The following is a 22,715-nucleotide window of genomic DNA, read 5'->3' on the forward strand; positions in this document are numbered from 1 at the left end:
CGAGGCTGACCCACAGCACACAGCCGACGGCGGCGAGCGCGACCGGCTGGTCGTACAGGCGCCCGGTCTGGTCGGCCAGTTGGCCGAAGCGGAGGCCGACGAGGGCGAGGACGGCGACGGCCAGCGCGAGCAGCGGGAACAGGACGGCGCGCCTGCGGGCGAAGGCGGTGGCGCCGTGCAGGGTGTCCATGAGCGCGGGGGCGTCCGCGACCATGCGCGTCTTCCCGCTCAACAGCGTTGACGTGAAGGCCGGTTCGGCACTGGCGACGGGCACGACGACCGGCCGGCCGCCGCCGTCGAGGAGCTGACGGGTCGACAGCAGGCGCAGCATCTGCTGCCACTGCGCGTCGCCGAGCCGCGCGCCGAACCGGTCCGCGTACTCCGCGCCGATCTCGGCAAGCGACCGGCTGCCGTCGAGCCGGGCGATGATGAAGTGCTCTTTGGCGCCGACTTCGAGCCGTACCCCGGTGACCGGGTCCTTGAGCAGGTGGACGAGGGCGGGGCCGCGCATCAGGGCGGGGCCGACCAGGATGCCGGGGCGCAGCGCGGGCCGCAGTTCGAGCAGGCCGCCGGTGGTCATGGCGCCGCCGAGGGCTGCGGCTCGGACCGGCCGTCGGAGTCGGCGCCGGGCGGCGTCCGGGGCTCGCGCAGCGCGCGGGCCAGGACGTACGACAAGAACGCCTCGTCGCGGACGGTGACCGACAGCCGGTTGTTGGTCATGTGCATGTACGGCGACAGCAGCATCGGCAGCGCCTGTCCGGGGTCGGTGACCGGCAGGTCGCGGGTGCCGTCCCAGGAGCGGAAGACCAGGTCGCCGCCGTCCGCCAGGGCCACGACGCGTTCGCGCAGCTCCAGGCAGTGCTCGGCCCACCCGGCGAGGAATGTCGGCAGCCGCTCGGGCGCGGGTTCCGCGACCGCCGCGCGGATCTCCTGAAAGCGCTGGGGCAGGGCCTCCATCGTGCCGTAGGCGCGGTCGTAGCCGTCCTGGGCGGTGTAGTTGGTGCCGGAGAACGCGGAGTTCCAGAACTCGTGGTAGCGGTCGAGGAATTCCAGCAGCGCGGTGTCGTCGCGCAGCAGGCACCCGGACATGGTCATCATCAACTGGGCCGATACGCCCAGCAGTACGGTCCGCAGGTGCAGGTTCATGGTGGCGAGCGCGTCGATGACCAGGTCGCTGGAGCGCTGGAAGTGCCACTCGGCCAGTTCGACCCCGGCCGGGCCGCCGTACTTCCCGTACTCGGGCTCGTAGGGCTCGGGGCTGAAGGAGTTGTTGGGCCGCAGGCGCATGCGGCCCTCCTCGTCGACCAGGCCGTTGCGCTCGCCGCCGGGGAACTCCAGCTCGAAGAGGGTGTTGTACAGGTCGGCGAGGAAGCCGCCCTTGACCTCGTAGAGCGCGGGGCGCTTGCGCAGGAAGGCGTCGACGGCGGCGGTGGCGCGCGCGGTGACCACGGGTGCGGCCTGCGGTGACGAGGGGCGCAGCCGCACCCTGATGTGCGGGCCCTCCAGCCAGTAGTTGATGAAGAAGTAGCCGCTCAACAGGCCGTCGCGGGTGAGCCCTTCGACCAGCGGGCGCACGCACTGGAGCAGGAAGGGGCGGGGGCTGGCGGCGTAGAAGACGTGGAACGCCTGCCAGTCGCCGCGCCCCGAAGCGCCTGCCGGTGCGGGCACGGCCGCGGAATCGGGCGCGGACCGCGGTGTCGGGCGCGGGCCGGTGACGGGGGCGGATCGCGCCCCGGAGGTGGTCATACGGAGCTGTCCTGCCTTCCGTGGTGGCCCGCCGCGGCCGGTTCCGCCGCGCGGGGGACGATTTCGACGGCCAGTTCCGCCACGTGGTGGCCGCGCGGGGAGCGGACGTGCAACTCCTGCTCGCCCGGCAGCATTTCCTCGAAGACGGTCCTGGTACGGCCGCCGCCGGTCAGCCCGTCGAGCGCGATCAGTGACAACGGGCTGTCGAAGTCGACGAATTGCGGCTTGGAGCCGCCGAAGACCGCGCCGAAGCCGCTCGCGTCGTCGGCCTTCTCCTCGTGGACGGTGGCGAACACCCGGTCGGGCAGACCGTGGTCGCGCCGCCATCGCTGCCAGCGCAGATAGAACCCGGCCTCGTCCAGGCCCGGTTCACGGGCGGGCAGCGCGCCGGGCGCCGCCGTCCACGACCTGCGGTGCAGCACCAGGCTCCGGAAGCGGACCCGGGGCCGCGCGGTGACGCCGTCGCGCTCGGGGCCCGCGGGTACGCCGCGCCACACGTCGACCGCCGCGCGGGAGGTCGGCGAGAAGAGCAGCAGCGTGCGCGGCACCTCGGGCAGCACCATCGGGACGAGGTAGCCGAGGTAGAGCGGGACGACCTCGCGGCCGAGCCGCCGGGACCGCAGCACCAGCCGGTCGTCCACCGGGTCGTGTTCCGCGTACAGGTCGTCCAGGTCGATCCGGCCGGTGGCGGGCACCGTGCTGCTCTCGCCGGGGCAGACGATCTCGTGGTCGGTGAGCCGTCCGTGCAGGTTGAGATTGGTGGTGGCGGACCCGGCGGTGATCTCGGCGAACACCGCGCCGGGCGGCTGCCATTCGCGCAGGGTCTCGCGCAGCCGGTCGGTGAGGCCGCCGGGTGCGGGGTCGCCGCCGTCCGCCGCCGCGCCGCCGGGTGCCGCCGCGCCGCCGCTCTCAGGTGCCGCGTCGAAGCAGTGCGTGAAGCGGGTGAAGGGGAAGGACAGGCCGCCGTAGGAGTTGTTGAGCACCACCAGCGGGTCCTCGGCGCGGCGGGCGAGTTGCAGGAAGTGGCTGTGCGGGGCGAAGGACGTGCCCAGCGGGGCGAGTTCGGCGGTGACGGCGGCCACCGTGTCCTCGTCCAGGCGCAGTTCGCCGCCGGGTGCCCCCGCGTACGCGGCCCAGGCGTCGCGCATCCGGCGGGTGAACTCGGCGCGGGCCCGGTCCACCGCGGTGACCTCGGGCATGCCGAGCCAGTTCTCCTCCGGCGCGTGGCCGCCGTCGGCCGCCCAGGGCGACTTCATCGAGGTGAACTGGAGGTACTGCGTGAAGATGTCCTCGTGGAAGTCGTGGACGAGCCGCAGCAGGTCGTCGCACCGGCCGCCGCGGCCGTAGCGGGCCAGGAAGAAGCCCTTGAGGACCAGGCGCTGCGGGAGGGCCACGTCGAAGGCGGGCAGCATGCCGGTCAGGGCGTGCAGCGGCGCGGCGGCCAGCTCGGTCCACTGCGTGACGTCGGCCTCGACCGCGTCCTCGCGGACGTCCTCGTAGAGCAGGGTCTGCGGCAACGACGGCGCGGCGGCGCCCAGTTCGGTCTGGAGCGCGGTCAGGTCGCGGCGCAGCCCGGCGAGCAGCGCGCGCCGGGTGGGTACGTCGGCGGTGGCCCAGGCGTCGACGCGGGCGGCCGGGGCGTCGAGCCGGTCGGCGACGGCGTCGGCCCAGTCGCGGCCGAGGCCGCGCAGCGCGCTCTGGAAGGACCGCAGCGGGTCGGGGGCGTGCACATCGGTGGCGAGGCCGGTCATCTGGAGGATGCCGAGGTCGAGCAGGGTCGCGGCGTAGTGCGCCGCCTCGTCCTGGCTCGCTCCGGTCTCCGCCGCCAGCCAGGCCGTCAACTCGGCGTATCTGACGGGCTTTTCGCCGTGGAAGAGGGCGATCATCCGCTCCAGGATGTCGCTGTGGCGCAGGAAGAAGAGCCGGTCGTGGGCCGCGTCGAAGCTGACGGCGGCGCTGTCGTCGCCCGCGGTGACCGAGCGGCGTACGTAGCGGATCCGGTTCTCGTCCAGTTCCCAGCCCGCCGACAGGGCGACGGGGAGGTCGCCGCGCCGCGTGTCGTCGGCGCCGATCAGCTCGGCGAGCCTGGCGAGCACCACGACGTTCAGCCGGGGGTGGCTGGTCCAGTCGCCGCCGGTCCGCACCTCGGGCCCGACCTCGCGGAACCGGCCCTCGGCGACGGCGGTGAAGGTGCTGAACGGGCTGGTCTTGCAGGCGGTCCTGTAGAGGTACGCCAGCAGCGAGCGCTCCTTCTTCCTGGTCCGCTTGTCCGGTACGGCGGCGCGGTCGGCGATGAACGCGTCGAGCTGGCCGTCCAGCGTCGGCGAGGCCAGGGCGAGGGCGAGCCGCAGCCGCTCCTCGCCCGCGAGGCCGCGCAGCTCCGCGCGGCTCGCGGCCAGGTCCCGGTCGAGCAACGGGCCACCGTCGCCGCGCAGTTGCTCAAGCCCGAGCCGGGACTCCAGCCAGTCGGTGAGGAGTTCGCCGGTCGGGCCGCCGAGCGCGGCGGCGAGGTCCCGTACGGCGTCCGGGTCGCGCGGCAGCCGGTCGTTGAAGACCTGGCGGCGCAGCGCGAGCACGGCGCGCCGCTCGGTGTCGTCCTCGGTGGCCTTCACCAGGACGGTCAGCGGGTCGCTCAACTCGGCCGCGAGCGCGGCCAGTCGCTCCTCGGCGGCGAGCACGCGGTCGGCCCAGCGCCGGGTGTCGGGGCAGCGCAGCCGGTGGACGGCCTCGACCGGCAGTCCCGCCACCCGCAGCATGAAGCGGCGGTGCAGCAGCCAGCTCCGTGGCGCCTCGGTGTCCTGCGCGTCGGCGATGACGCTCATGCCGCTCCTTTCCGTCCTGCGGTCGTAAGGCCCCTGCGGTCCTCGGGCTCTGCGGTCATAAGGCCCTGCGGTCGTATGGTTCTGCGGTCGTATGGTTCTGCGGTCCCTCGGGCTCTGGGGCCGTGTGAGGTCGTGCGGGGTCGTGCGGGGTTCTGGACTCGGCTGCCGTCGGCGGCCGTTGCCGCCCGGTCAGGCGATCTCGTAGCGGAAGTCGGCCGGGCGGGGCCGTTCGTGGCCGATCATCATGATCAGCAGCGGCACTTCACCGGTCCGGTCGAGCGCCAGCTCCTCGGTGAAGGAGATCGCGTCGAAGCCGAGCGCGACGCCGCAGGAGAGCCCGGCCGCGGCGGACGCGGTGTAGACGGCCTGCGAGACGGCGCCGATCACGGCGTTGACCAGCCGGTAGCCGCGGTCGCCGACCGCGTCGAGCACGGCGGTGGTGCGGGCGACGGGCACGATCACCGCCCCCGCCTGCTCCAGGTTGTAGTTGGCGAGGAAGTAGTTGCGCTGGAGGAATTCGCCCGGCGCACCGGCCTTGACCAGCCGCAGCGAACGGTCCTCCCGGTCGTAGAGGTAACTGCCCTGCGCGATGCCCGCCACATGGTTGACGAAGACGTAGGCGCGGCTGAGGGGTGGGGCGCCGGGGGTCTCGGTGTCGGTGTCGAGGCTGCTCGCCGCGTCGACCGCGGCCAGTACGGTCGACAGCGCGTCGGCGGGCAGCGGGCGGACGGCCTGGAAGCGGCCGAAGCTGCTGCGCCGGGCCCGCAGCGCCTGCCCGACGGGGGTGTCCAGGGGCCGGGGGGCAGGCAGCGCGGTCCGCTCGCCGCCCTCGGGCACGGGCAGCGCGAGCGCGGTGTCCAGCGTTCCGGGGGCCGGTCGGTCCGCGGCGCCGTCGAGGGTCGCCGCGTGCATCCGGCGTACGGTCTCGAACGTCATGGTGGTGCGGGAGCGCTCCTGATCGGCGTGGCGGACCCGTGGCGCGGTCGGCGGGTCGCCGGCCGGCAGCGCCGGGGCCGCCGACGGGGCGCCGTCCCAGGTCAGCGGTACGACGGCGAAGACGCCCTCCTCGTCCTGGCCGAGGCCGAGCAGCCGTCCGAGCCGGGCCTCGTCGAACCACAGCGCGGCGCCGATGTGCAGTCCGCGGGCCCGCGCCCAGATCCGCCAGGTCTGGAGCAGCGCGCCGATGTCCATCGTGACGACGTGGTAGCTGAAGCTGTTGTACTTGAAGGCGTTCTGCCAGAAGCGCACGCCGAGGACGAGGAACTGGTCGCAGTCCGCGCCGAGTCGGCCGCCGAGCGCGGCCCGGACCTCCGCCGTGGCGTCCCCGGCGAGCAGCCGCCGCATGTGGTGGTGGGGCGTCGAGTAGTAGTACACGCCGGGTGTGAGCGGGCCCGAGGGGCCGCTGACCCAGTGCACGCCGATCGGGTAGAGGCCGCCGCCCGAGGCGGTGCCGCGCGACCAGTTGGCCTGGGTGTACATCGGCAGGGTGCCGAGGTCGGAGTTGGCCTGTACGGCAAGACGCCTGCCGACCAGGCCGTAGGACTCCTGGAGCATCCCCGCGAGCAGCGGCAGGGTGAAGGCGCCGGTGCCGCGCGGGCCGAACAGGCCCTGCTGGACGGTGGCTTCGGCCGGTGCCTCGTCGCGCGGGAGCGGGAAGCTCTCCGCGCCGGGGAAGTGCTTGCCCTTCCTCGGCCGGTCCGCCCAGTCGGGCACGAAGTCGGCGGGTTCCATGGGATACCGGCCCCGCCGGACGATGGCGGTCGCGTACTCATGGGCGAATCCCACGGGCGTTCCTCTCTCGGTCGACGGTCGGGGCTCAGGTCTCGGGGCTCGGGGCTCGGTCGGGGTCTCGGGTCGGGGCTCGGTGCTCTGTTTCGGTCTCGGTCTCGGTCTCCGTGACGCCGCGGGGACGGCGGGCGGCTCAAGGGAACGGATGCGGGGCCTGGTTGAGTTCGTCGGCCGTCAAGTCCCGCTCGCGCAGGCCCGCTTCCCGCAGCGCGGTCCGCGTCCTGCTCATATGGCGTGCGCGTTGGCGGCGCCAGCCGAAGTCGATGGGCAGCAGACCCGGCACGATGACTCCGGCCGTGTGGAAGCCGAGGGCGCGCTGTTCCGGCATGGTCTGGTCGACGGCGATGACGTCGAACCCGGCCTTGGCGACCGCCTCGACGCAGGCGGTGACGTCGTCGGCGAGGTCGTCGGCGGGCGGTACGGCGCCGACCCCGGTCGTGGTGAGGTCGCCCAGCGCCACGCGCGGCCGGTCGTCGCCGCGCAGCAGGAAGTCGGCGTGGACGGCCATCTCGGGCAGCCCGTAGAGCAGCGGGTGGTCGTGCAGCACCTGGACGCGGCCGAAGTCGGCGGCCAGGGCGCGCAGTCGCGGTTCGTCGCGGGCGGTCCTGCGGCGCAGGTTGACCGCGTCGGTGGCGATCTCGCACAGTCCGGCCGCGAGCGCCGCCTCCGGGTCGAGGCCCGCGCCCGCGCCGAAGCAGAGCCGGCCGAGGCCGCCGTCGATCCGTTCCGCGACGGCCGTGACGACCGGGATCGGGAAGGTGACGCGGGTGTCGAAGAAGCGGGCCCGGTAGCCGTACATCGCGAGCCGGTCGATCATCGCGCGGGTCTCGGGGCTGCCGCTGCCGCTCGCGTCGATCTCGGGCAGCGGCGCCTTCGCGTACCAGCCGAGCAGGAACGCGTCGCGCTCGACGACCTCCATCAGCCCGAAGTACACGGCCTCGGCCAGACTCCCGCCGGACGCGCAGCCGTTGGAGCTCTCCTGCACGAAGCGGTTCTCCAGGCCGCCGGGCGCGTGGTAGTACGCCAGGATCTCCGGTACGAGCACCGGCCGTTGGTCGCGGAGCGACCAGCCCCACACCCACGGGATCGGCCGCTCGGGGTCGAAGGGGCGTACGCCGGGCTCGGCGCGGTGGAAGTCGTCGGTGTACAGGCCGCAGGTGCGCGGGTCCAACACGGCTTCGCCGCTGGCGAGTTCGCTGTACGCGGCGGTGACATCCGTCCGTTTGCCGCGCGGGCGCATCCCGGCGAAGCGCTCAAGTCCTTCGAGCATGCCGACGCGTTCGCTGGAGCGGTAGCGCGGGGTGTGGCCGCCCCAGAAGCACTCGCGCAGATAGTCGCCGGACCGCAGGAGGAAGGAGCCGACCGTCGAGGACGTGGACGCCGAGATCAGATCGGGCACGACCGAGGGGCCGAGCATGCCCGCCGCCGGGTTCACGAACGCCTCGAACGGCACGTCGTAGTCGTCCGCGGGCCGCGCCCTGAACACGTCCGGCGCGGGCTTCGGCGACGGCGCGAAGCCGATCCGCGCGCCTTCGGCCGTATCGGCGGCGCGTTCCCCGCACTGGGGGCACTCGGCGTCCGGCACGAAGGCGAAGCGGGTGACGCGCAGGGTCTCCATGTCGACCAGGAACGCGTACGGCAGACGGCTGTCGCCGCCGGTCTTCCCGCCTCCTGCCCCGCCCCGCTGGTGGTGGGCCGCGATGAGCGCGGCGAGGCCGTCGACCCCGAAGGCCGTGGCCCGCGGCGGCCGTCCCGCGGCGCGCGTGCCCGTACCCGTCTCCAGCGCCTCCCGCAGCGCCCGCGCCCGCACGCTCTGCCAGCGCCGCGCCAGACACCGCCCGCACCCGGCCCGGCCGCCGGGCGCGAAGGGACCGACGACGGTGTGGTGCCCGTAGACGCGTACGCCGACGGTCTCGGTCGACGGACCGTCGAAGTCGCTCGCGGGCAGCGTCAGTTCGTCGCGGACACCGAGCGCGCTGACCGCCACGGCCGGTACGGCCCGCGCCGGGGCCGGACCGGCCACGCCACCGGCCTGACCGCGCGCACCGGGCGCGCCGATGTCCACAGCCCTTAGGTCTCGCGCCGAGCCACGGTCTTCCGCGACGCCGACGCCGACGCCAACCGCCTGACCACGAGCACCGACCGCCACCGGCGTACCGGTCCCGGCGGGCCCGGCGGCTGGGTCGGCGACTGGCGCGTGGGCCGCCAGGCCGGCGGTGAGGCGATCGGCCAGGGCCGTGCACGCGTCCGCGAGGAGATCCGCGGTCATGGCCGGTCCGGGGCGGTGGTGAGCAGGACGCGGGTGGTGTGGACGCGGCCCGCGGCCAGGTCGGGGGCGTGGGTGGGGGCGGTCAGCAGGTCGCGGCCGGTGGCGCGGAGGCGGTCGGCGACCGTGGGCCAGTCGGTGGCGGCGGCCAGGTCGGCGCGGGTCTCGGCGGTCACCGCGACGGCGCCGGGGGCGAGGTCGGCCAGCAGCGGGTCGCCCGCGTCGGGCGCGCCGCCGACCTGCACGGCGCCGAGCAGGTCGCGTACGGCGTCGAGCGCCGCGTCGCGCCAGCGCACTCCGGCCGCCACCGCCCAACGGGCCTGTCCGGTCGCCGGATCGGCGGCGCGCGCCAGCACGACCGGCAGGACGCGCTCCTCATGGGCGCCGAGGTCGAGGATCTCCAGGTCGACGCCGAGCCCGGCGGCCGAGCGGGCGAGGAAGGTGAGTTCGGCGTCCGCGCCCTCCAACTCGGCGGTGGGGACGTGCTGTACGGCGAGCGATCCGCCGACAGCACGGCGCAGCGCGTCGTGGGCGAGCGCCGTGAGCACACCTCGGGTGGCGGCCTCGGCCGCGGTGCCGCCCGCGCCGGTGCCCGCGCAGGTGGCCTCCACGATCCGCTCGCGGTTGTCCGGGCCGAACGGCCGCAGCGCCGCCGCGGGCACCAGCAGCGTCTCGCCGCTGAGCAGCGAGGTGGCCGCGCACCAGCGCGGGACCAGCCCGGCCGCGGTGCCGAGTCCGCTGGTGATGCTCAGCGCGGCCGGGTCGACGGACCGCCACTTCCCGCGCGCCGCCTCCAACTCCGCGCCGGACAGGGCTTGTTGGACGGGCACGACGTGCTCCGCGTAGACCTCGGCCGCCCGGTACAGCGCGCGCAGCCGGGCACCCGCGACATGGTGGACGTCGAAGGCGGTGATCTCCCGCCGGGCGCGGTGTCCGGTGCCGAGTACGACGGTGCTGACCTTCAGCGGTGTCTGCGCCCACTCCTCGTCGGCGTACGCCTGGAAGACGCCGGTCCTGCGCTGGACGAGGACGGACCGGCCGGTGATCTCGGCGAGGGCGGCCTGCGCGGCGTCCTCCTCGCCCCCGCCGTCCGAGACGGGTCCGCCGAGCGGCGACGCGGCGGCCCCGACCTCGGCCGCCGACTCGCTGTCCAGGGCGGCCAGTTCGAGCGGGGCGTCCGCGGAAGCCGCGTCCGAGGCCGTGGCCGACTCCGAGGCCGCCGCCGTACCGCAGTGCGGGCAGCGCGGGTGCGGGAGCAGCGGTTCGGCGACGGTGTCGAGCGAGTCGATGTCCTGGACGAGGAGTTGGTTCTCCGTCTCGGCCGGGAGGACGCCGGTGGTGCGGCGGAAGACCTCGTACGCCAGGAGGTTGCCGATCATCGCGGCGAGCGGTCCGCCGACGACGGGGGCGGCGCTGTCGCGGGGCCCCGCGGGGGCGACCGCGCTCCACAGGTCGGCCGCGGCGCCCGCCTCGCCGTTGGCGCCGAGCCGCAGCGCGGCGCAGGTCCAGCAGCCGGCGGTGCCGGTCGCCATGAGCGGGCCGATGACGACGGACTCGCCGAACGTCCAGGCGGGGAGCAGCAGTCGGCCGGCGGGCAGGCCCGCGTCGAGGAGCCGGGCGATCTGCCGGGGGCCGCGTTCGCCGGTGACCAGGACCGTGTCGTAGCCGTCGAGGTGTTCCCAGCCGTATGTGCCGGGCGCGCCCTCCGCGTCGGCCGGGTCGTCCAGCCGGTCCAGTTCGACCGGGCAGTTCTCGGCGCGCAACGCCCGTGCCTCGTCGAGGACTTCGGCGAAGCGGTTGCCGGGGCTGTCGACGGCGCGCGGCACGGCGACGGCGGCGCAGCCGTTGCGGACGAGGCCGAGGACGGCCCAGCGGGCGAGGGCGTCGTCGCCGAGTACGGCCACGCGGGCCTGCCGGAAGCGCCGGAAGCGGTCGGCGGCGCCGTCGGTGTAGTGGTCGACGTAGTCGATCTGCGCGGCGAAGCGCTCGGTGACGGCGGGGTCGAGCGGTTCGGTGTCGCTCGGCGCGGGGACGGCGTCGCGGGCGAAACCACGCGCGTAGAGCGTGCCTACCAGCCGTACCACCATCTCGCGCTGCTTGTCGCCGAGGCCCTGGCAGAGCGCGGCCACGGTGTGGTCGCCGGTCAGGTGCGGGACGATCAGCGTCGCGAAGCGGTAGGCGGAGGGCATGACGACGCTGAAGCCGCCGCGCGCGTTGTGGAAGTGCACGCCGGTCGGGGTCTGCGTGTAGAGCACGTCCCGGCGGATCCGCGGCCGGGTGTCGGCGATCTCGTCATACGGTGACACCATGTCAGTCACGCCTCCGTAGGATGCAGTTCCACGGCGCTCGGCCGCTGCGATGGGGTGGGGGTGTGCCCGGTGCGTCCGGGGGGCGCGGCGCCGCCGACCCCGTCGGCCGCCGCTGCGCGGGTGAACACCCGCAGGAGTTCGTGCATCCGGTAGAGACCGCGCGGACCCTCTTCGAGCAGTCCCGCGCCGACCAGGCTGTCCAGGACGCGACCGCCCTCGACGGGTTCGCCCGCGACCGGGTCGGCGCCCGCGTCACGGACCGCCGCCGGGCCTCCGGATGCCGCCGGGCGCGGGTCGCCGCGGGTCACCGGCCGGCCCTGCGGCGGCGGGCTCTGCTCGGATTCACCGCGCAGGATGGCCAGTTCGAGGCGTTGCAGCCCGGGTCCGGGGTCCACGCCGAGGGCCTGGGCGAGGTGGTTCTTGACCCGCCGGTACTCGGCGAGCGCTTCGGCGCGGCGGCCGACGCGGTACAGCGCTTCCATCAACTGCTCGGTGAACCGCTCGTGCAGCGGGTGGGCGCGGGCCGTCGGCCAGATCTCGGCCACCGCCTCCCGGTGCCGCCCGCATGCCAGTTCGAGGTCGAAGACGCGCTCGATCGCGCGCAGCCATTCCTCGTGCAGCCGGGGCAGTTCGTCGCGGTGCAGCAGGTCGGAGGGGACGTTGGCCAGCAGCGGCGGCTGCCACAGGGCGAGCGCGGAGCGCAGCAGACGCAATTCGGCGTCGGGCTCCTCGGTGGCGTACGCCTGGTCGAGGAGTTCGCGGAACTGCACCAGGTCGAGGGTCGCGGCGTCCGCCGTGAGCCGGTATCCGCCGGGTACGGCTTCGATGGTGTTGCCCGCGATCCCGTATTTGCCGAACAGCCGGCGCAATCGCAGGACGCAACTGTGCAGGGCGGACTTGGCCTGGGCAGGAGTCTCCTCGCCCCAGATGACGCGTTGCAGGAAGTCGGCGGAGACGACGGAATTGGCATTCAGCAGCAATGCGGCCAGGAGTGCAGCGGGCCGCGACGGCTGAAGCACCGCGGATTCGCTGCCGTCGGTGACGGCCAGCATTCCGAGTACCGTGAATCGCGTCTGCGGGACTACCTGCGGCGGCGTATCGCCTTTTGCCGTTGGTAATCCAGCACTATTTTCGAGCGCGTTGGACCAGACCACCAATCCACCATCCCCGTTGCCCCGTTACGACCGCTGTCACACCCGGCGGGAGTGGGCCGGAGTGAGGCAGAATCCCCTGAGGGTCATACCTATTGGCGGTCACCGAGGACAGTACGGCAGCACTCTTTGCCTTGTCCAGGGAAAAATCACGTGACACCGGGTTACCGGTCTGTTAGATGGGGTCGGTGTACCCAAAATGTGAACTCGCTCCCGGAATCGGGACACACCGGACCGTATCCCTCCGGTACGGATGCGAGCAATCGGACATACTTCGCAGTATTGCGGGAGCGTAAAGCGGCATTCTTCTTACCCCTCACCGGGCGGCTTTATGCCCGTCACCCCGAGGTCGACTTTGATTTACGTGTCAAGTTTCTGTCGGATTTTGACCGGGCGTGCTCGCCAGAGGAATAGACCAGCGCCATTCCGTGACACCCGCGCCCGGCCTGAGCTGCGCAGGGTCGCCGCCGACCGGATCGCGCGCGGACGCGCGCACGGGAGAAGGCTCGGACGGGCGGCCGGGCGCGGACCGCGGCGGACGGGGCCGCGGAGACTTGACAGCCGCCGAAGGGCTGATTCAATGTTCCACAAGACAGAAAACAACTTCCGCAATACGGAAGGGGCGCACACTAGTGAGCTTCACCGACGCGCGCTTCGATGTGAACCTCTCGATCCTGTTCACCGAACTCCCGCTGCTGGAGCGGCCCGCGGCCGCCGCCGCGGCGGGCTTCGACGCGGTCGAGCTGTGGTGGCCGTGGACCGACGACCCCACGCCGGACCAGGCCCGGCTCGACGGGCTGCGGTCCGCGCTCGAAGCGGCCGGGACCCGGCTCGTGGGCCTGAACTTCTACGCGGGCGAGCTGCCGGGGCCCGACCGCGGCGCGCTGTCGGTGCCCGGCGCCGAGTCGGACCGCTTCCGCGCCAACATCGACGTCGCCGCGGACTTCGCCGCGTCCGTCGGCTGCACCGCGCTGAACGCGCTGTACGGCAACCGGGTCGACGGCGTCGACCCGGCGGTCCAGGACGAGCTGGCGCTGGAGAACCTGGTGCTGGCCGCGCGCGCCGCCCACCGGGTCGGCGCCACCTTGCTCATCGAGGCGCTGAACGCACCCGAGTCACCGCGCTGTCCGCTGGTCAGCGCCCCGTCCGCGGTCGCGGTCGTCGACCGGGTCAACGCCGCCACCGGCCTGGACAACACGCGCTTCCTGCTGGACCTGTACCACCTGTCGATGAACGGCGAGGACCTGCCCGAGGTCATCGACCGCTACGCCGACAGGACCGGGCACGTCCAGATCGCCGACAATCCGGGCCGCGGCGCCCCCGGCACCGGCACCCTCCCGCTGGAGGAGCTGCTCGGCCGCTTGCGGAAGGCGGGCTACACCGGCTGGACCGGTCTGGAGTACAAGCCGGGCGCCGACGGCTCGGGCAACGCCTTCGGCTGGATTCCCGGCAGGCAGCCGCGCCCGTAGACGCGCGAGGAGCGGCGCGCCCCCGACACGCGGGCCGCACTCCCGTACCCCACCATCCCCTGAGAGGACCCCATGAGCACCCACCTTCCCAAGGTCGCCTGGATCGGACTCGGCATCATGGGCTCCCCCATGGCCGAGAATCTGATCAAGGCCGGATACGACGTCACCGGCTACACGCTGGAGGCCGCGAAGCTGGAGCGGCTGGCGGCCAACGGCGGCACGGCCGCCGGGTCGATCGCCGAGGCCGTACGGGACGCCGATGTGATCGTCACGATGGTCCCGGCGTCGCCGCAGGTCGAGGCCATCGCGTACGGCGAGGACGGCATCCTGGCGCACGCGCGGTCGGGAGCGCTGCTCATCGACACCTCCTCCATCACCCCGCAGACCTCGGTGGACCTGGCGAAGGCCGCCGCGGACAAGGGCATCCGCGTGCTGGACGCGCCGGTGTCCGGCGGCGAGGCGGGCGCGGTCGAGGCCGTACTGTCGATCATGGTCGGCGGTGAGCGGGCCGACTTCGACGAGGCCAAGCCGCTGCTGGACGCGCTCGGCAAGACGGTGATCCTGTGCGGCCCGCACGGCGCGGGGCAGACCGTGAAGGCCGCCAACCAGTTGATCGTCGCGGTCAACATCCAGGCGTGCGCCGAGGCCGTGGTCTTCCTGGAGAAGTCCGGCGTCGACCTGAACGCCGCCCTTGAGGTGCTCAACGGCGGTCTGGCCGGCTCCACCGTGCTGACCCGTAAGAAGGACAACTTCCTCGCGCGCGAATTCGCGCCCGGCTTCCGGATCGACCTGCACCACAAGGACATGGGCATCGTCACCGACGCCGCCCGTACCGTCGGCGCCGCGCTCCCGGTCGGCTCCGTGGTGGCCAACCTCGTGGCCTCGCTGCGCGCCCAGGGCGACGGCGGCCTCGACCACTCCGCGCTGCTGCGCGGCGTGGAGCGGCTGTCCGGCCTCCCGGTCGAGGACTGACACACCCGATGTCCTGACCCCATGAACTCCGCCCGGTGGTGCGTGACTTGTCCTGTCGCGCCCAAACGCACCACCGGGCGGTACCACCCTCTTGCTCTCTTCGGGCCCGCTCGTCACGGAAGGCCGTCATGCCCTGGCGTACGGGGAGTGCTCCCGGCCGTGGTCCAGGTGCGGCAAACTCCTGCACTATGGGATGTGCACGTTGTCATAGGCACATTCCGCCGCCGCAGACCGGGAGTTGTCCACATGGCAGAGAGGGTGCTCGTGCGCTGTCCGGCCTGCGACCGTGAGCACACGTACACCGCGCCCACCTTCCCGTGCGCGTGCGGTGCGCCGCTCGCGCTCCCGGTGCTGTCCGGGGGCGCGCCCGAGCAGATCGGGCACAAGACATGGGACGACTCGTGGGTACGGCTGCGGTGTCCCGACTGCGGCCGGACCGACGAGTGGCCGAAGCCGGAGTTCGACTGCGCCTGCGGCGCCCTGATCCGGCTGCCGTTGGCGGGCGAGGCCGCGCAGGAGGCCGGGGCCGTGCCCGCGGGGGCGCATCAGGCGGATTCGCCGCCCGAGCCCACCGGGCAGGTTCCGCCGCCGCCGACGGACCGGCCGCCGTTCCGGCCGGTCACGATCAGGACCGGCAGGGACGCGCTGACCGCCGCCGCGCAGTTCCTGAAGTGGCTGGGCTTCGGCGGGATACGGCTGGCCGGGGACCGTACGGCCAACGGCATCGACCTGCGCGGGGACGGACTGGTCGCCCAGGTCGACCCGACCACGCAGCCCACCGCGGCCCGTGACGTGGAGTGCCTCTGGCTGAACTGCGCCAACGAGGACGCGGTCGGGGCCTTCTTCTCGCTGGCCGGTTACGCGCACGACGCGCGGCTGCGCGCCGACCAGCTCGGCGTACCGCTGTTCGTGATGGACCTGACCGGCACCCCGCAGCCGGTGAACGACGCGGCGGACGATTTGATCAGGACGGGCCCCGGCACCCCCGGCTGACCCGCCCCCCTTCACGGTGCCCCGAGGCGCCCGGCAGCGCGAATTCCCGCGCGCCGGGCGCCTTTTCGCTGCCCGGGACGCCTCTTGACGCGCGCACCGGCACGGCTTACGTTCATTCCATATCGCAGAACTACTTTTCCACATAGCGGAAAGCGTGGAGGGAAGTAGTCGCCGACAGAAGCAGGAGAGGGACCTCATGCCTCGTATGACCGCCGCCCGCGCGGCCGTGGAGATCCTCAAGCTGGAGGGCGTCGACGTCGCCTTCGGTGTGCCCGGGGCCGCGATCAACCCCTTCTACGCGGCGCTCAAGGCGTCCGGCGGCATCCGCCACACGCTGGCCAGGCACGTCGAGGGCGCCTCGCACATGGCCGAGGGCTACACCCGCACCAGCCCCGGCAACATCGGGGTGTGCGTCGGCACCTCGGGCCCCGCGGGCACCGACATGATCACCGGCCTGTACTCGGCGACCGGCGACTCCGTCCCGATCCTGTGCATCACCGGCCAGGCCCCGACCTCCGTGATCCACAAGGAGGACTTCCAGGCGGTCGACATCGCCTCGATCGCCGCGCCGGTCACCAAGGCGGCGACCACCGTGCTGGAGGCCGCGCAGGTCCCCGGCGTCTTCCAGCAGGCGTTCCACCTGATGCGCTCGGGCCGTCCGGGACCCGTGCTGATCGACCTGCCGATCGACGTCCAGCTCACCGAGATCGAGTTCGACCCGGAGACGTACCAGCCGCTGCCGGTCTACAAGCCCGCCGCGTCCCGCGCCCAGATCGACAAGGCGCTCGCGATGCTGCTGGCCTCGCGGCGCCCGCTGATCGTCGCGGGCGGCGGCATCCTCAACGCCGACGCCAGCGACCTGCTGGTCGAATTCGCCGAGCTGACCGGCACCCCGGTCATCCCGACCCTGATGGGCTGGGGCGCCATCCCCGACGACCACGAGCTGAACGCGGGCATGGTCGGCCTCCAGACCTCGCACCGGTACGGCAACGCCACGTTCCTGGAGTCGGACTTCGTCCTCGGCATCGGCAACCGCTGGGCCAACCGCCACACCGGCTACAAGCTCGACGTCTACACCGCGGGCCGCACCTTCGTGCACGTCGACATCGAGCCCACCCAGATCGGCAAGATCTTCGCCCCCGACTACGGCATCGCCTCGGACGCCAAGGCCGCGCTCGCGCTCTTCGTCGAGGCCGCCCGCGAGCTGAAGGCCGAGGGCAGGCTGCCCGACCGCCGCGCCTGGATCGACTCCACGCTGGAGCGCAAGGCGACCTTGCAGCGGCGTACGCACTTCGACGACATCCCGATCAAGCCGCAGCGCGTCTACGAGGAGATGAACCGGGCCTTCGGCCCCGAGACGCGGTACGTCACCACCATCGGCCTCTCGCAGATCGCGGGCGCGCAGATGCTGCACGTCTACCGCCCCCGGCACTGGATCAACTGCGGCCAGGCGGGCCCGCTGGGCTGGACCATCCCGGCCGCCCTCGGTGTCGCCACCGCGGACCCGGACGCGCAGGTCGTCGCCCTGTCAGGCGACTACGACTTCCAGTTCATGCTGGAGGAGCTGGCGGTCGGCGCGCAGCACCGGATCCCGTATGTGCACGTGCTGGTGAACAACTCGTACCTGGGGCTGATCCGGCAGGCGCAGATCGGTCTCGACATCGATTTCCAGGTCAATCTGGAGTTCGAGAACGTCAACTCCCCCGAGCTGGGCGTCTACGGCGTCGACCACGTCAAAGTGGTCGAGGGCCTGGGCTGCAAGGCGATCCGGGTCACCGACCCGGCCGAGCTGGGCGCGGCGTTCGAGCAGGCCAAGAAGCTGGCGGCCGAGTACCGGGTGCCGGTGGTGGTCGAGGCGATCCTGGAGCGGATCACCAACATCTCGATGAGCACGACGGCCGACATCAGCAACGTCGTGGAATTCGAGGAGCTGGCCACCGAGCCGGGCCACGCGCCCACGGCGGTCGTGCCGCTGCGGGTCTGAGTTCCACGGGCCCGGCGGGTCTGAGGTCCACGGGCCGGCGGGCCCAGCAGTCACGGCCCGGCCGTCACGCGGCTTCGGGCCCGGCGGTCACGCTCCTTCGGGCTTGAAGTCCTCCCGCAGCTCCACCTTGCGGATCTTGCCGCTGACCGTCATCGGGAACGCGTCCATGATCCGCAGGTGGCGCGGCACCTTGAAGTGCGCGAGCCGGTCGGCGCAGAAGTCCTTGATCTCGGCGAGGGTCGGCGGGTCGGCCGGGTCGCGCGGGATCACGCAGGCCAGGATCTCCTCGCCGTACCGCTCGTCGGGCACCCCGACCACCTGCACGTCGGAGATCTTCGGGTGGGTGTACAGGAACTCCTCGATCTCCCGCGGGTACACGTTCTCCCCGCCGCGGATGATCATGTCCTTGATCCGGCCGACGATGGCGAGATAGCCGTCGTCCCGCATCGTCGCGAGGTCGCCGGTGTGCATCCAGCGCCCGGCGTCCACCGCCTCGGCCGTGCGCTCCGGCTCCTCCCAGTAGCCGAGCATCACCGAGTAGCCGCGGGTGCACAGTTCGCCGGGCTCGCCGCGCGGCACGGTGACGCCGCTGACCGGGTCGACGACCTTGACCTCCAGGTGCGGCAGGACCCGGCCGACGGTGGCGGTGCGGTGTTCGAGGGCGTCGTCCATCCGGGTCTGGGTGGAGACCGGCGAGGTCTCGGTCATCCCGTAGCAGATGGACACCTCGGCCATGTGCATCTCGGCCATCACCCGCTTCATCACCTCGACCGGGCACGGCGATCCGGCCATGATGCCGGTCCGCAGCGACGACAGGTCGTAGTCGGCGAAGTCGGGCAGTCCCAGCTCGGCTATGAACATCGTGGGGACGCCGTAGAGCGAGGTGCAGCGCTCCTCCTGGACGGCGCGCAGGGTCGCGGCCGGGTCGAAGGAGGGGGCCGGGATGACGATGCACGCGCTGTGCGTGGTGATGCCGAGGTTGCCCATCACCATGCCGAAGCAGTGGTAGAAGGGCACCGGCAGACAGACCCGGTCCTCCTGCGTGTAGCCGACCGTCTCGCCCACGAAATAGCCGTTGTTGAGGATGTTGTGGTGCGAGAGCGTGGCGCCCTTGGGGAAGCCCGTGGTGCCCGAGGTGTACTGGATGTTGATCGGGTCGTCGCAGCTCAACGTCGCCTCGACGGCGGCGACTTGATCCTCGGACACACCGTCGGCGGCGGCCAGCAGGGCGTCCCAGGTCGGGTCGCCGATGAAGACGACCTCGCGCAGCAGCGGACAGTTGCCGCGCACCTCGCCGACCATCCCGCGGTAGTCGCTGGTCTTGTGGCCGGTGGAGGCGATCAGCACCTCGATGCCGGACTGCCGCAGGACGTAGTCGAGTTCGTGCACGCGGTAGGCCGGGTTGATGTTGACCATGACCGCGCCGATCCGCGCGGTGGCGTACTGCACCAGCACCCACTCGGGGCAGTTGACCGCCCAGATGCCGACGCGGTCGCCCTTGATCACCCCGCGGCCGAGCAGTCCGCGCGCCAACCGGTCGACGTCCGCGCCGAATTGGGCGTACGTCCAGCGCCGCCCGCTCGCCACGTCCACCAGGGCCTCGCGTGCGGGGTGCGCGGCGATCGCCCTGTCGAGATTGCGCCCGATGGTGTCCCCGAGCAACGGCGTCTCCCCTGTCCCGTGCGCGTAGGAGGGCTCGGCGCTCCGGGCCGCCGGGCCGCCCGCCGCGCTCACTTGTAGTCCTCCTCGTGGAATTCGCCGCTCCCGTCGTGCATCGTGCGTTCGCGCAGCTCGATGCGGCGGATCTTGCCGGAGACGGTCTTGGGGAGGTCGGCGAACTCCAGCCGCCTGATGCGCTTGTACGGGGCGAGGACGGCCCGCGAGTGCGCGAAGATCGCCTTGGCGGTCTCGCCGTCCGGGGCCCAGCCCTCGGCGAGGACGACGTACGCCTTCGGTACGGCCAGCCGCAGTTCGTCGGGCGCGGGCACGACCGCCGCCTCGGCGACCGCCTCGTGTTCGAGCAGCGCGCTCTCCAGCTCGAAGGGCGAGATCTTGTAGTCGGACGCCTTGAAGACGTCGTCGGCGCGGCCGATGTACGTGATGTAGCCGTCGGCGTCGCGCGAGCCGATGTCGCCGGTGCGGTAGAAGCCGCCGCCCATCGCCTCGGCGGTCAGCTCGGGCTCGCCCGCGTACCCGGTCATCAGGCCGACCGGCCGGCCCTGGCGCAGGTCGAGGCAGATCTCGCCCTCGTCGCCGGTCTCGCCGGTCACCGGGTCGACGAGCGCGACCGTGTAGCCGGGCGTCGGCCGTCCCATGGAGCCGGCCTTGACCAGTTGGCCCGGGCTGTTGGCGACCTGCACGGCGGTCTCGGTCTGCCCGAAGCCGTCCCTGATCAGCACGCCCCACACCCGCCGTACGTGCTCGATGACCTCGGGGTTCAGCGGTTCACCGGCCGCGACCGCCTCGCGCGGCGGGGTGCCCAGCGCGCTGAGGTCGGCCTGGATCAGCATCCGCCAGACCGTGGGCGGGGCGCAGAAACTGGTCACCCGGGCGCGTGCCATCTCGGCCATCAGCCGGGCGGCGTCGAAGCGCGTGTAGTTGTGCACGAAGACGGTCGCCTCGGCGTTCCACGGCGCGAACAGACTCGACCAGGCGTGCTTGGCCCATCCGGGTGACGAGATGTTGAGGTGGACGTCGCCGGGCCGCAGCCCGATCCAGTACATCGTGGCGAGGTGGCCGACCGGGTACGAGAGGTGGCTGTGCTCGACCAGCTTGGGCTTGGCGGTGGTGCCCGAGGTGAAGTAGAGCATCAGCGGGTCGCCCGAGGGGGTCGGCCCTTCGGGTACGAAGCCGGGGTCCGCCGCGTACGCGTCCTCGTAGGGGAGCCAGCCGTCGGGGGCGCCGCCGACCGCGATCCGCGTGTAGTCGCCGGGGACTTCGGCGAATTTCCCGGTGTCCGCGGCGCGTACGACGACGTGCCGGGCGGCGCCGCGGTCGATACGGTCGCGCAGGTCGGCGGGGCCGAGCAGCGGGGTGGCGGGGATGACGACGGCCCGCAGCTTCATGGCGGCGAGCGCGGTCTCCCACTGCTCCGCCTGGTTGCCGAGCATCACCAGGACCCGGTCGCCCGCGCGGACGCCGCGCGCCCGCAGCCAGTTGGCCACCTTCGCGGACCGCTCGGCCATCTCCGCGAAGGAGATCCTGACCTCGGTGCCGTCCTCCTCGACGATCCACAGCGCGGTGCGGTCGTTGTCCTTCGCGATGGCGTCGAACCAGTCCAGCGCCCAGTTGAATTCCTCGGGCTCCGGCCACCGGAAGCCCTCGCGGGCCGCCTGGTAGTCCTCACGGTGCCGCAGCAGGAAGTCACGGGCGGCCCGGAAAGCACCGGTCGCGTCCGTTGCCGCCATCTGTCCTCCTCATCGATGGACCCCTCGGTAGCATCGTGCGGTAGTGACCTGGGTCTCACTACCCCCGGACGGGGGTGAGAGCCGGTGTCCGATTCCGTCCGGCCGGGAGTCACGGGCTCCTGGCCGGGGTGGACGGTCGGGGGCGAGGAGGTGGATCGGGTGGACGGTCAGCGGGGCGAGGCGGTCGAGGTACGGGCCGCGTTGCTGCGAATGCGCAGGTCGGGGCTGTTGCCGGTGGCCTTCGGCGGGCTGGTGACCGGCGCCGCGGGCCAGGCGGGCGGCTACGGCGCCCGGCAGTTCCGTATCTCCGAGATGTCCGGTACCGACACCGAGTCGCTGCGGGGCCTCGCCATCACCACCGGCAACGGTCTGGGCGGCAAGACCCTCGCCACGGTCCGGCCCTGCTCGGTCACCGACTACGGCTCGTCCCGCGTGATCAGCCACGAGTACGACCCGCCCGTCGCCGCCGAGGGGCTGCGCTCGGTGCTCGCGGTGCCCGTCGTCGTCCGCCGCCGGGTGCGCGGGGTGCTGTACGGCGCGCTGCGGCAGCCGTACGCCCTGGGCGACCGTCCGCTGTCCGTCGCCCTCGACGCGGTCCGCGAACTGGAGCAGGCGCTGGCCGTACGGGACGAGGCCCAGCGGCTGCTCTCCTTCTGCCAGCAGCCGTTGACCGCCGACCCCCGGGCCTGGGAGCAGGTGCGCGAGGCGCATCTCGAACTGCGCGCGCTGGCCACCCGCATCCCCGATGTGCGGCTGCGGCAGGAACTGCTGTCCGCCTGCGCCCGGTTGGCCTCGGCCGCGGTCCCCTCCGGCGCGGCGTCGCGGGTCCCGCGCCCGGCGCCGCTGACCCCGCGCGAGCTGGACGTGCTGGCCTCGGTGGCGTCGGGCGCCACCAACGCGGCGGCTGCCACACGGCTTCGGCTGCGGCCCGAGACGGTGAAGAGCTATCTGCGGTCCGCGATGCGGAAGCTGGGTGCCCACACGCGCCTCGAGGCCGTGGTCGCGGCGCGCCGCGAGGGCCTGCTGCCCTGACCTCGGGCGGATGAACGGCGGCGTTATTGGGGAGCCTCGGCCGGGGGCCCGCCGTTACGCTCGTCGGACCTGCGGCGCGCCGACGGCGCGGACGGCGGGAGTCGAGGCGTGGAGGGGGACGGGATGTCGGTCGACCGGTTGGCCGGGTTCGCGGCGATGTCGTTGGTGCTGGTGCTGATTCCGGGTCCGAGCGTGCTGTTCGTGCTCGGCCGGGCGCTGGCCCACGGGCGGCGGACCGCGCTGGGCAGTGTGCTGGGGAACGCCACGGGCGCGTATGTGCTGGTGACGGCGGTGTCGGTGGGGCTCGGGGAGATCGTCGCGCGGTCGGTGACGGTGTTCGTGGCGCTGAAGCTGGCGGGCGCCGCGTATCTGGTCTATCTGGGGGTGAAGGCGTTCCGGCAGCGGGGCGCGCTGTCGGCGGCGATGAGCGCGGACGAACCGGCCGGGGCCGCCCGGGGGGATCTCCGTACGCTCTGGGAGGGGTTCGTGGTCGGCGTGACGAATCCGAAGACGATGGTGTTCTTCGCGGCCGTGCTGCCGCAGTTCGTCGACCGGGGCGCGGGGCACGTACACGAGCAAATGCTGCTGCTCGGGCTGGTGTTCACGGTGATCGCGCTGATCTGCGACAGCGTCTGGGCGCTGACCGCGTCGGCGGCCCGTACCTGGTTCGCCCGCTCGCCGCGGCGGCTGGCGGCCGTCGGCGGCACCGGGGGTCTGGCGATGATCGGCCTGGGTGTGACGGTCGCGGTCACGGGGCGCGCCGACCAGTAGGACGG

At 72.8% G+C, this 22,715-nt stretch carries 14 protein-coding genes; 6 read left to right on the forward strand and 8 right to left on the reverse strand.

Annotated elements, in window-relative coordinates:
• Nucleotides 1-576 precede the first annotated feature (576 nt).
• The 6 genes from ACZ37P_RS12810 to ACZ37P_RS12835 all read right to left on the reverse strand — a co-directional run bounded on the left by ACZ37P_RS12810 (nucleotide 577) and on the right by ACZ37P_RS12835 (nucleotide 11,983).
• Nucleotides 577-1,746 carry a lantibiotic dehydratase C-terminal domain-containing protein gene (locus ACZ37P_RS12810; RefSeq protein WP_467346402.1) on the reverse strand — a complete coding sequence of 390 codons (1,170 nt, stop codon included), beginning with the start codon at nucleotides 1,744-1,746 and terminating at the stop codon, nucleotides 577-579.
• Nucleotides 1,743-4,568 (reverse strand): lantibiotic dehydratase, encoded by a 2,826-nt coding sequence (locus ACZ37P_RS12815; RefSeq protein WP_467346403.1) that lies wholly within the window; start codon nucleotides 4,566-4,568, stop codon nucleotides 1,743-1,745. Before ACZ37P_RS12815 ends, ACZ37P_RS12810 begins: the two co-directional genes overlap by 4 nt.
• A 189-nt stretch (nucleotides 4,569-4,757) precedes the next feature.
• On the reverse strand, nucleotides 4,758-6,353 hold the full coding sequence (locus tag ACZ37P_RS12820) for a nitroreductase family protein (protein WP_467346405.1): 1,596 nt from the start codon (nucleotides 6,351-6,353) through the stop codon (nucleotides 4,758-4,760).
• 136 nt (nucleotides 6,354-6,489) lie between these two features.
• A complete protein-coding gene (locus ACZ37P_RS12825) occupies nucleotides 6,490-8,625 on the reverse strand; it encodes a TOMM precursor leader peptide-binding protein (protein ID WP_467346407.1) in 2,136 nt (711 codons plus the stop codon).
• Nucleotides 8,622-10,931: a TOMM precursor leader peptide-binding protein gene (locus tag ACZ37P_RS12830; RefSeq protein WP_467346408.1), complete on the reverse strand. Its 2,310-nt coding sequence runs from the start codon at nucleotides 10,929-10,931 to the stop codon at nucleotides 8,622-8,624. The genes ACZ37P_RS12825 and ACZ37P_RS12830 overlap by 4 nt, the downstream gene beginning before the upstream one ends.
• A gap of 5 nt (nucleotides 10,932-10,936) precedes the next feature.
• The gene (locus ACZ37P_RS12835; RefSeq protein WP_467346409.1) at nucleotides 10,937-11,983 is read right to left on the reverse strand and encodes an AfsR/SARP family transcriptional regulator; all 1,047 of its coding nucleotides are present in this window, start codon (nucleotides 11,981-11,983) and stop codon (nucleotides 10,937-10,939) included.
• A 731-nt stretch (nucleotides 11,984-12,714) separates the two neighbouring features.
• Here ACZ37P_RS12835 and ACZ37P_RS12840 point away from each other — a divergent pair.
• From ACZ37P_RS12840 to gcl, 4 genes are all read left to right on the forward strand, one after another.
• On the forward strand, nucleotides 12,715-13,551 hold the full coding sequence (locus tag ACZ37P_RS12840; RefSeq protein WP_467346410.1) for a TIM barrel protein: 837 nt from the start codon (nucleotides 12,715-12,717) through the stop codon (nucleotides 13,549-13,551).
• Nucleotides 13,552-13,623: 72 nt separating this feature from the next.
• Nucleotides 13,624-14,523, forward strand: coding sequence for a 2-hydroxy-3-oxopropionate reductase (locus ACZ37P_RS12845; RefSeq protein WP_355338928.1), 900 nt, complete (start codon nucleotides 13,624-13,626; stop codon nucleotides 14,521-14,523).
• Nucleotides 14,524-14,769: 246 nt separating this feature from the next.
• Nucleotides 14,770-15,516, forward strand: a complete 747-nt coding sequence (locus ACZ37P_RS12850; protein ID WP_467346411.1) for a hypothetical protein — start codon at nucleotides 14,770-14,772, stop codon at nucleotides 15,514-15,516.
• Between the two features lie 196 nt (nucleotides 15,517-15,712).
• The gene (gcl, locus tag ACZ37P_RS12855) at nucleotides 15,713-17,500 is read left to right on the forward strand and encodes a glyoxylate carboligase (RefSeq protein ID WP_401311691.1); all 1,788 of its coding nucleotides are present in this window, start codon (nucleotides 15,713-15,715) and stop codon (nucleotides 17,498-17,500) included.
• Nucleotides 17,501-17,587: 87 nt separating this feature from the next.
• Here gcl and ACZ37P_RS12860 read toward each other — a convergent pair whose 3' ends face one another.
• A complete protein-coding gene (locus ACZ37P_RS12860) occupies nucleotides 17,588-19,234 on the reverse strand; it encodes an AMP-binding protein (RefSeq protein ID WP_391163592.1) in 1,647 nt (548 codons plus the stop codon).
• On the reverse strand, nucleotides 19,231-20,907 hold the full coding sequence (locus ACZ37P_RS12865) for an AMP-binding protein (protein WP_391049434.1): 1,677 nt from the start codon (nucleotides 20,905-20,907) through the stop codon (nucleotides 19,231-19,233). The genes ACZ37P_RS12860 and ACZ37P_RS12865 overlap by 4 nt, the downstream gene beginning before the upstream one ends.
• Nucleotides 20,908-21,117: 210 nt before the next feature.
• On the opposite strand from ACZ37P_RS12865, the gene ACZ37P_RS12870 reads away from it, so the two are divergent.
• Both ACZ37P_RS12870 and ACZ37P_RS12875 read left to right on the forward strand, forming a co-directional pair.
• A complete protein-coding gene (locus tag ACZ37P_RS12870) occupies nucleotides 21,118-21,939 on the forward strand; it encodes a helix-turn-helix transcriptional regulator (protein ID WP_467346559.1) in 822 nt (273 codons plus the stop codon).
• 123 nt (nucleotides 21,940-22,062) lie between these two features.
• Nucleotides 22,063-22,710, forward strand: coding sequence for a LysE family translocator (locus tag ACZ37P_RS12875; RefSeq protein WP_391049584.1), 648 nt, complete (start codon nucleotides 22,063-22,065; stop codon nucleotides 22,708-22,710).
• Nucleotides 22,711-22,715 lie beyond the last annotated feature (5 nt).

The organism is Streptomyces sp. NPDC024632, assembly GCF_055559175.1.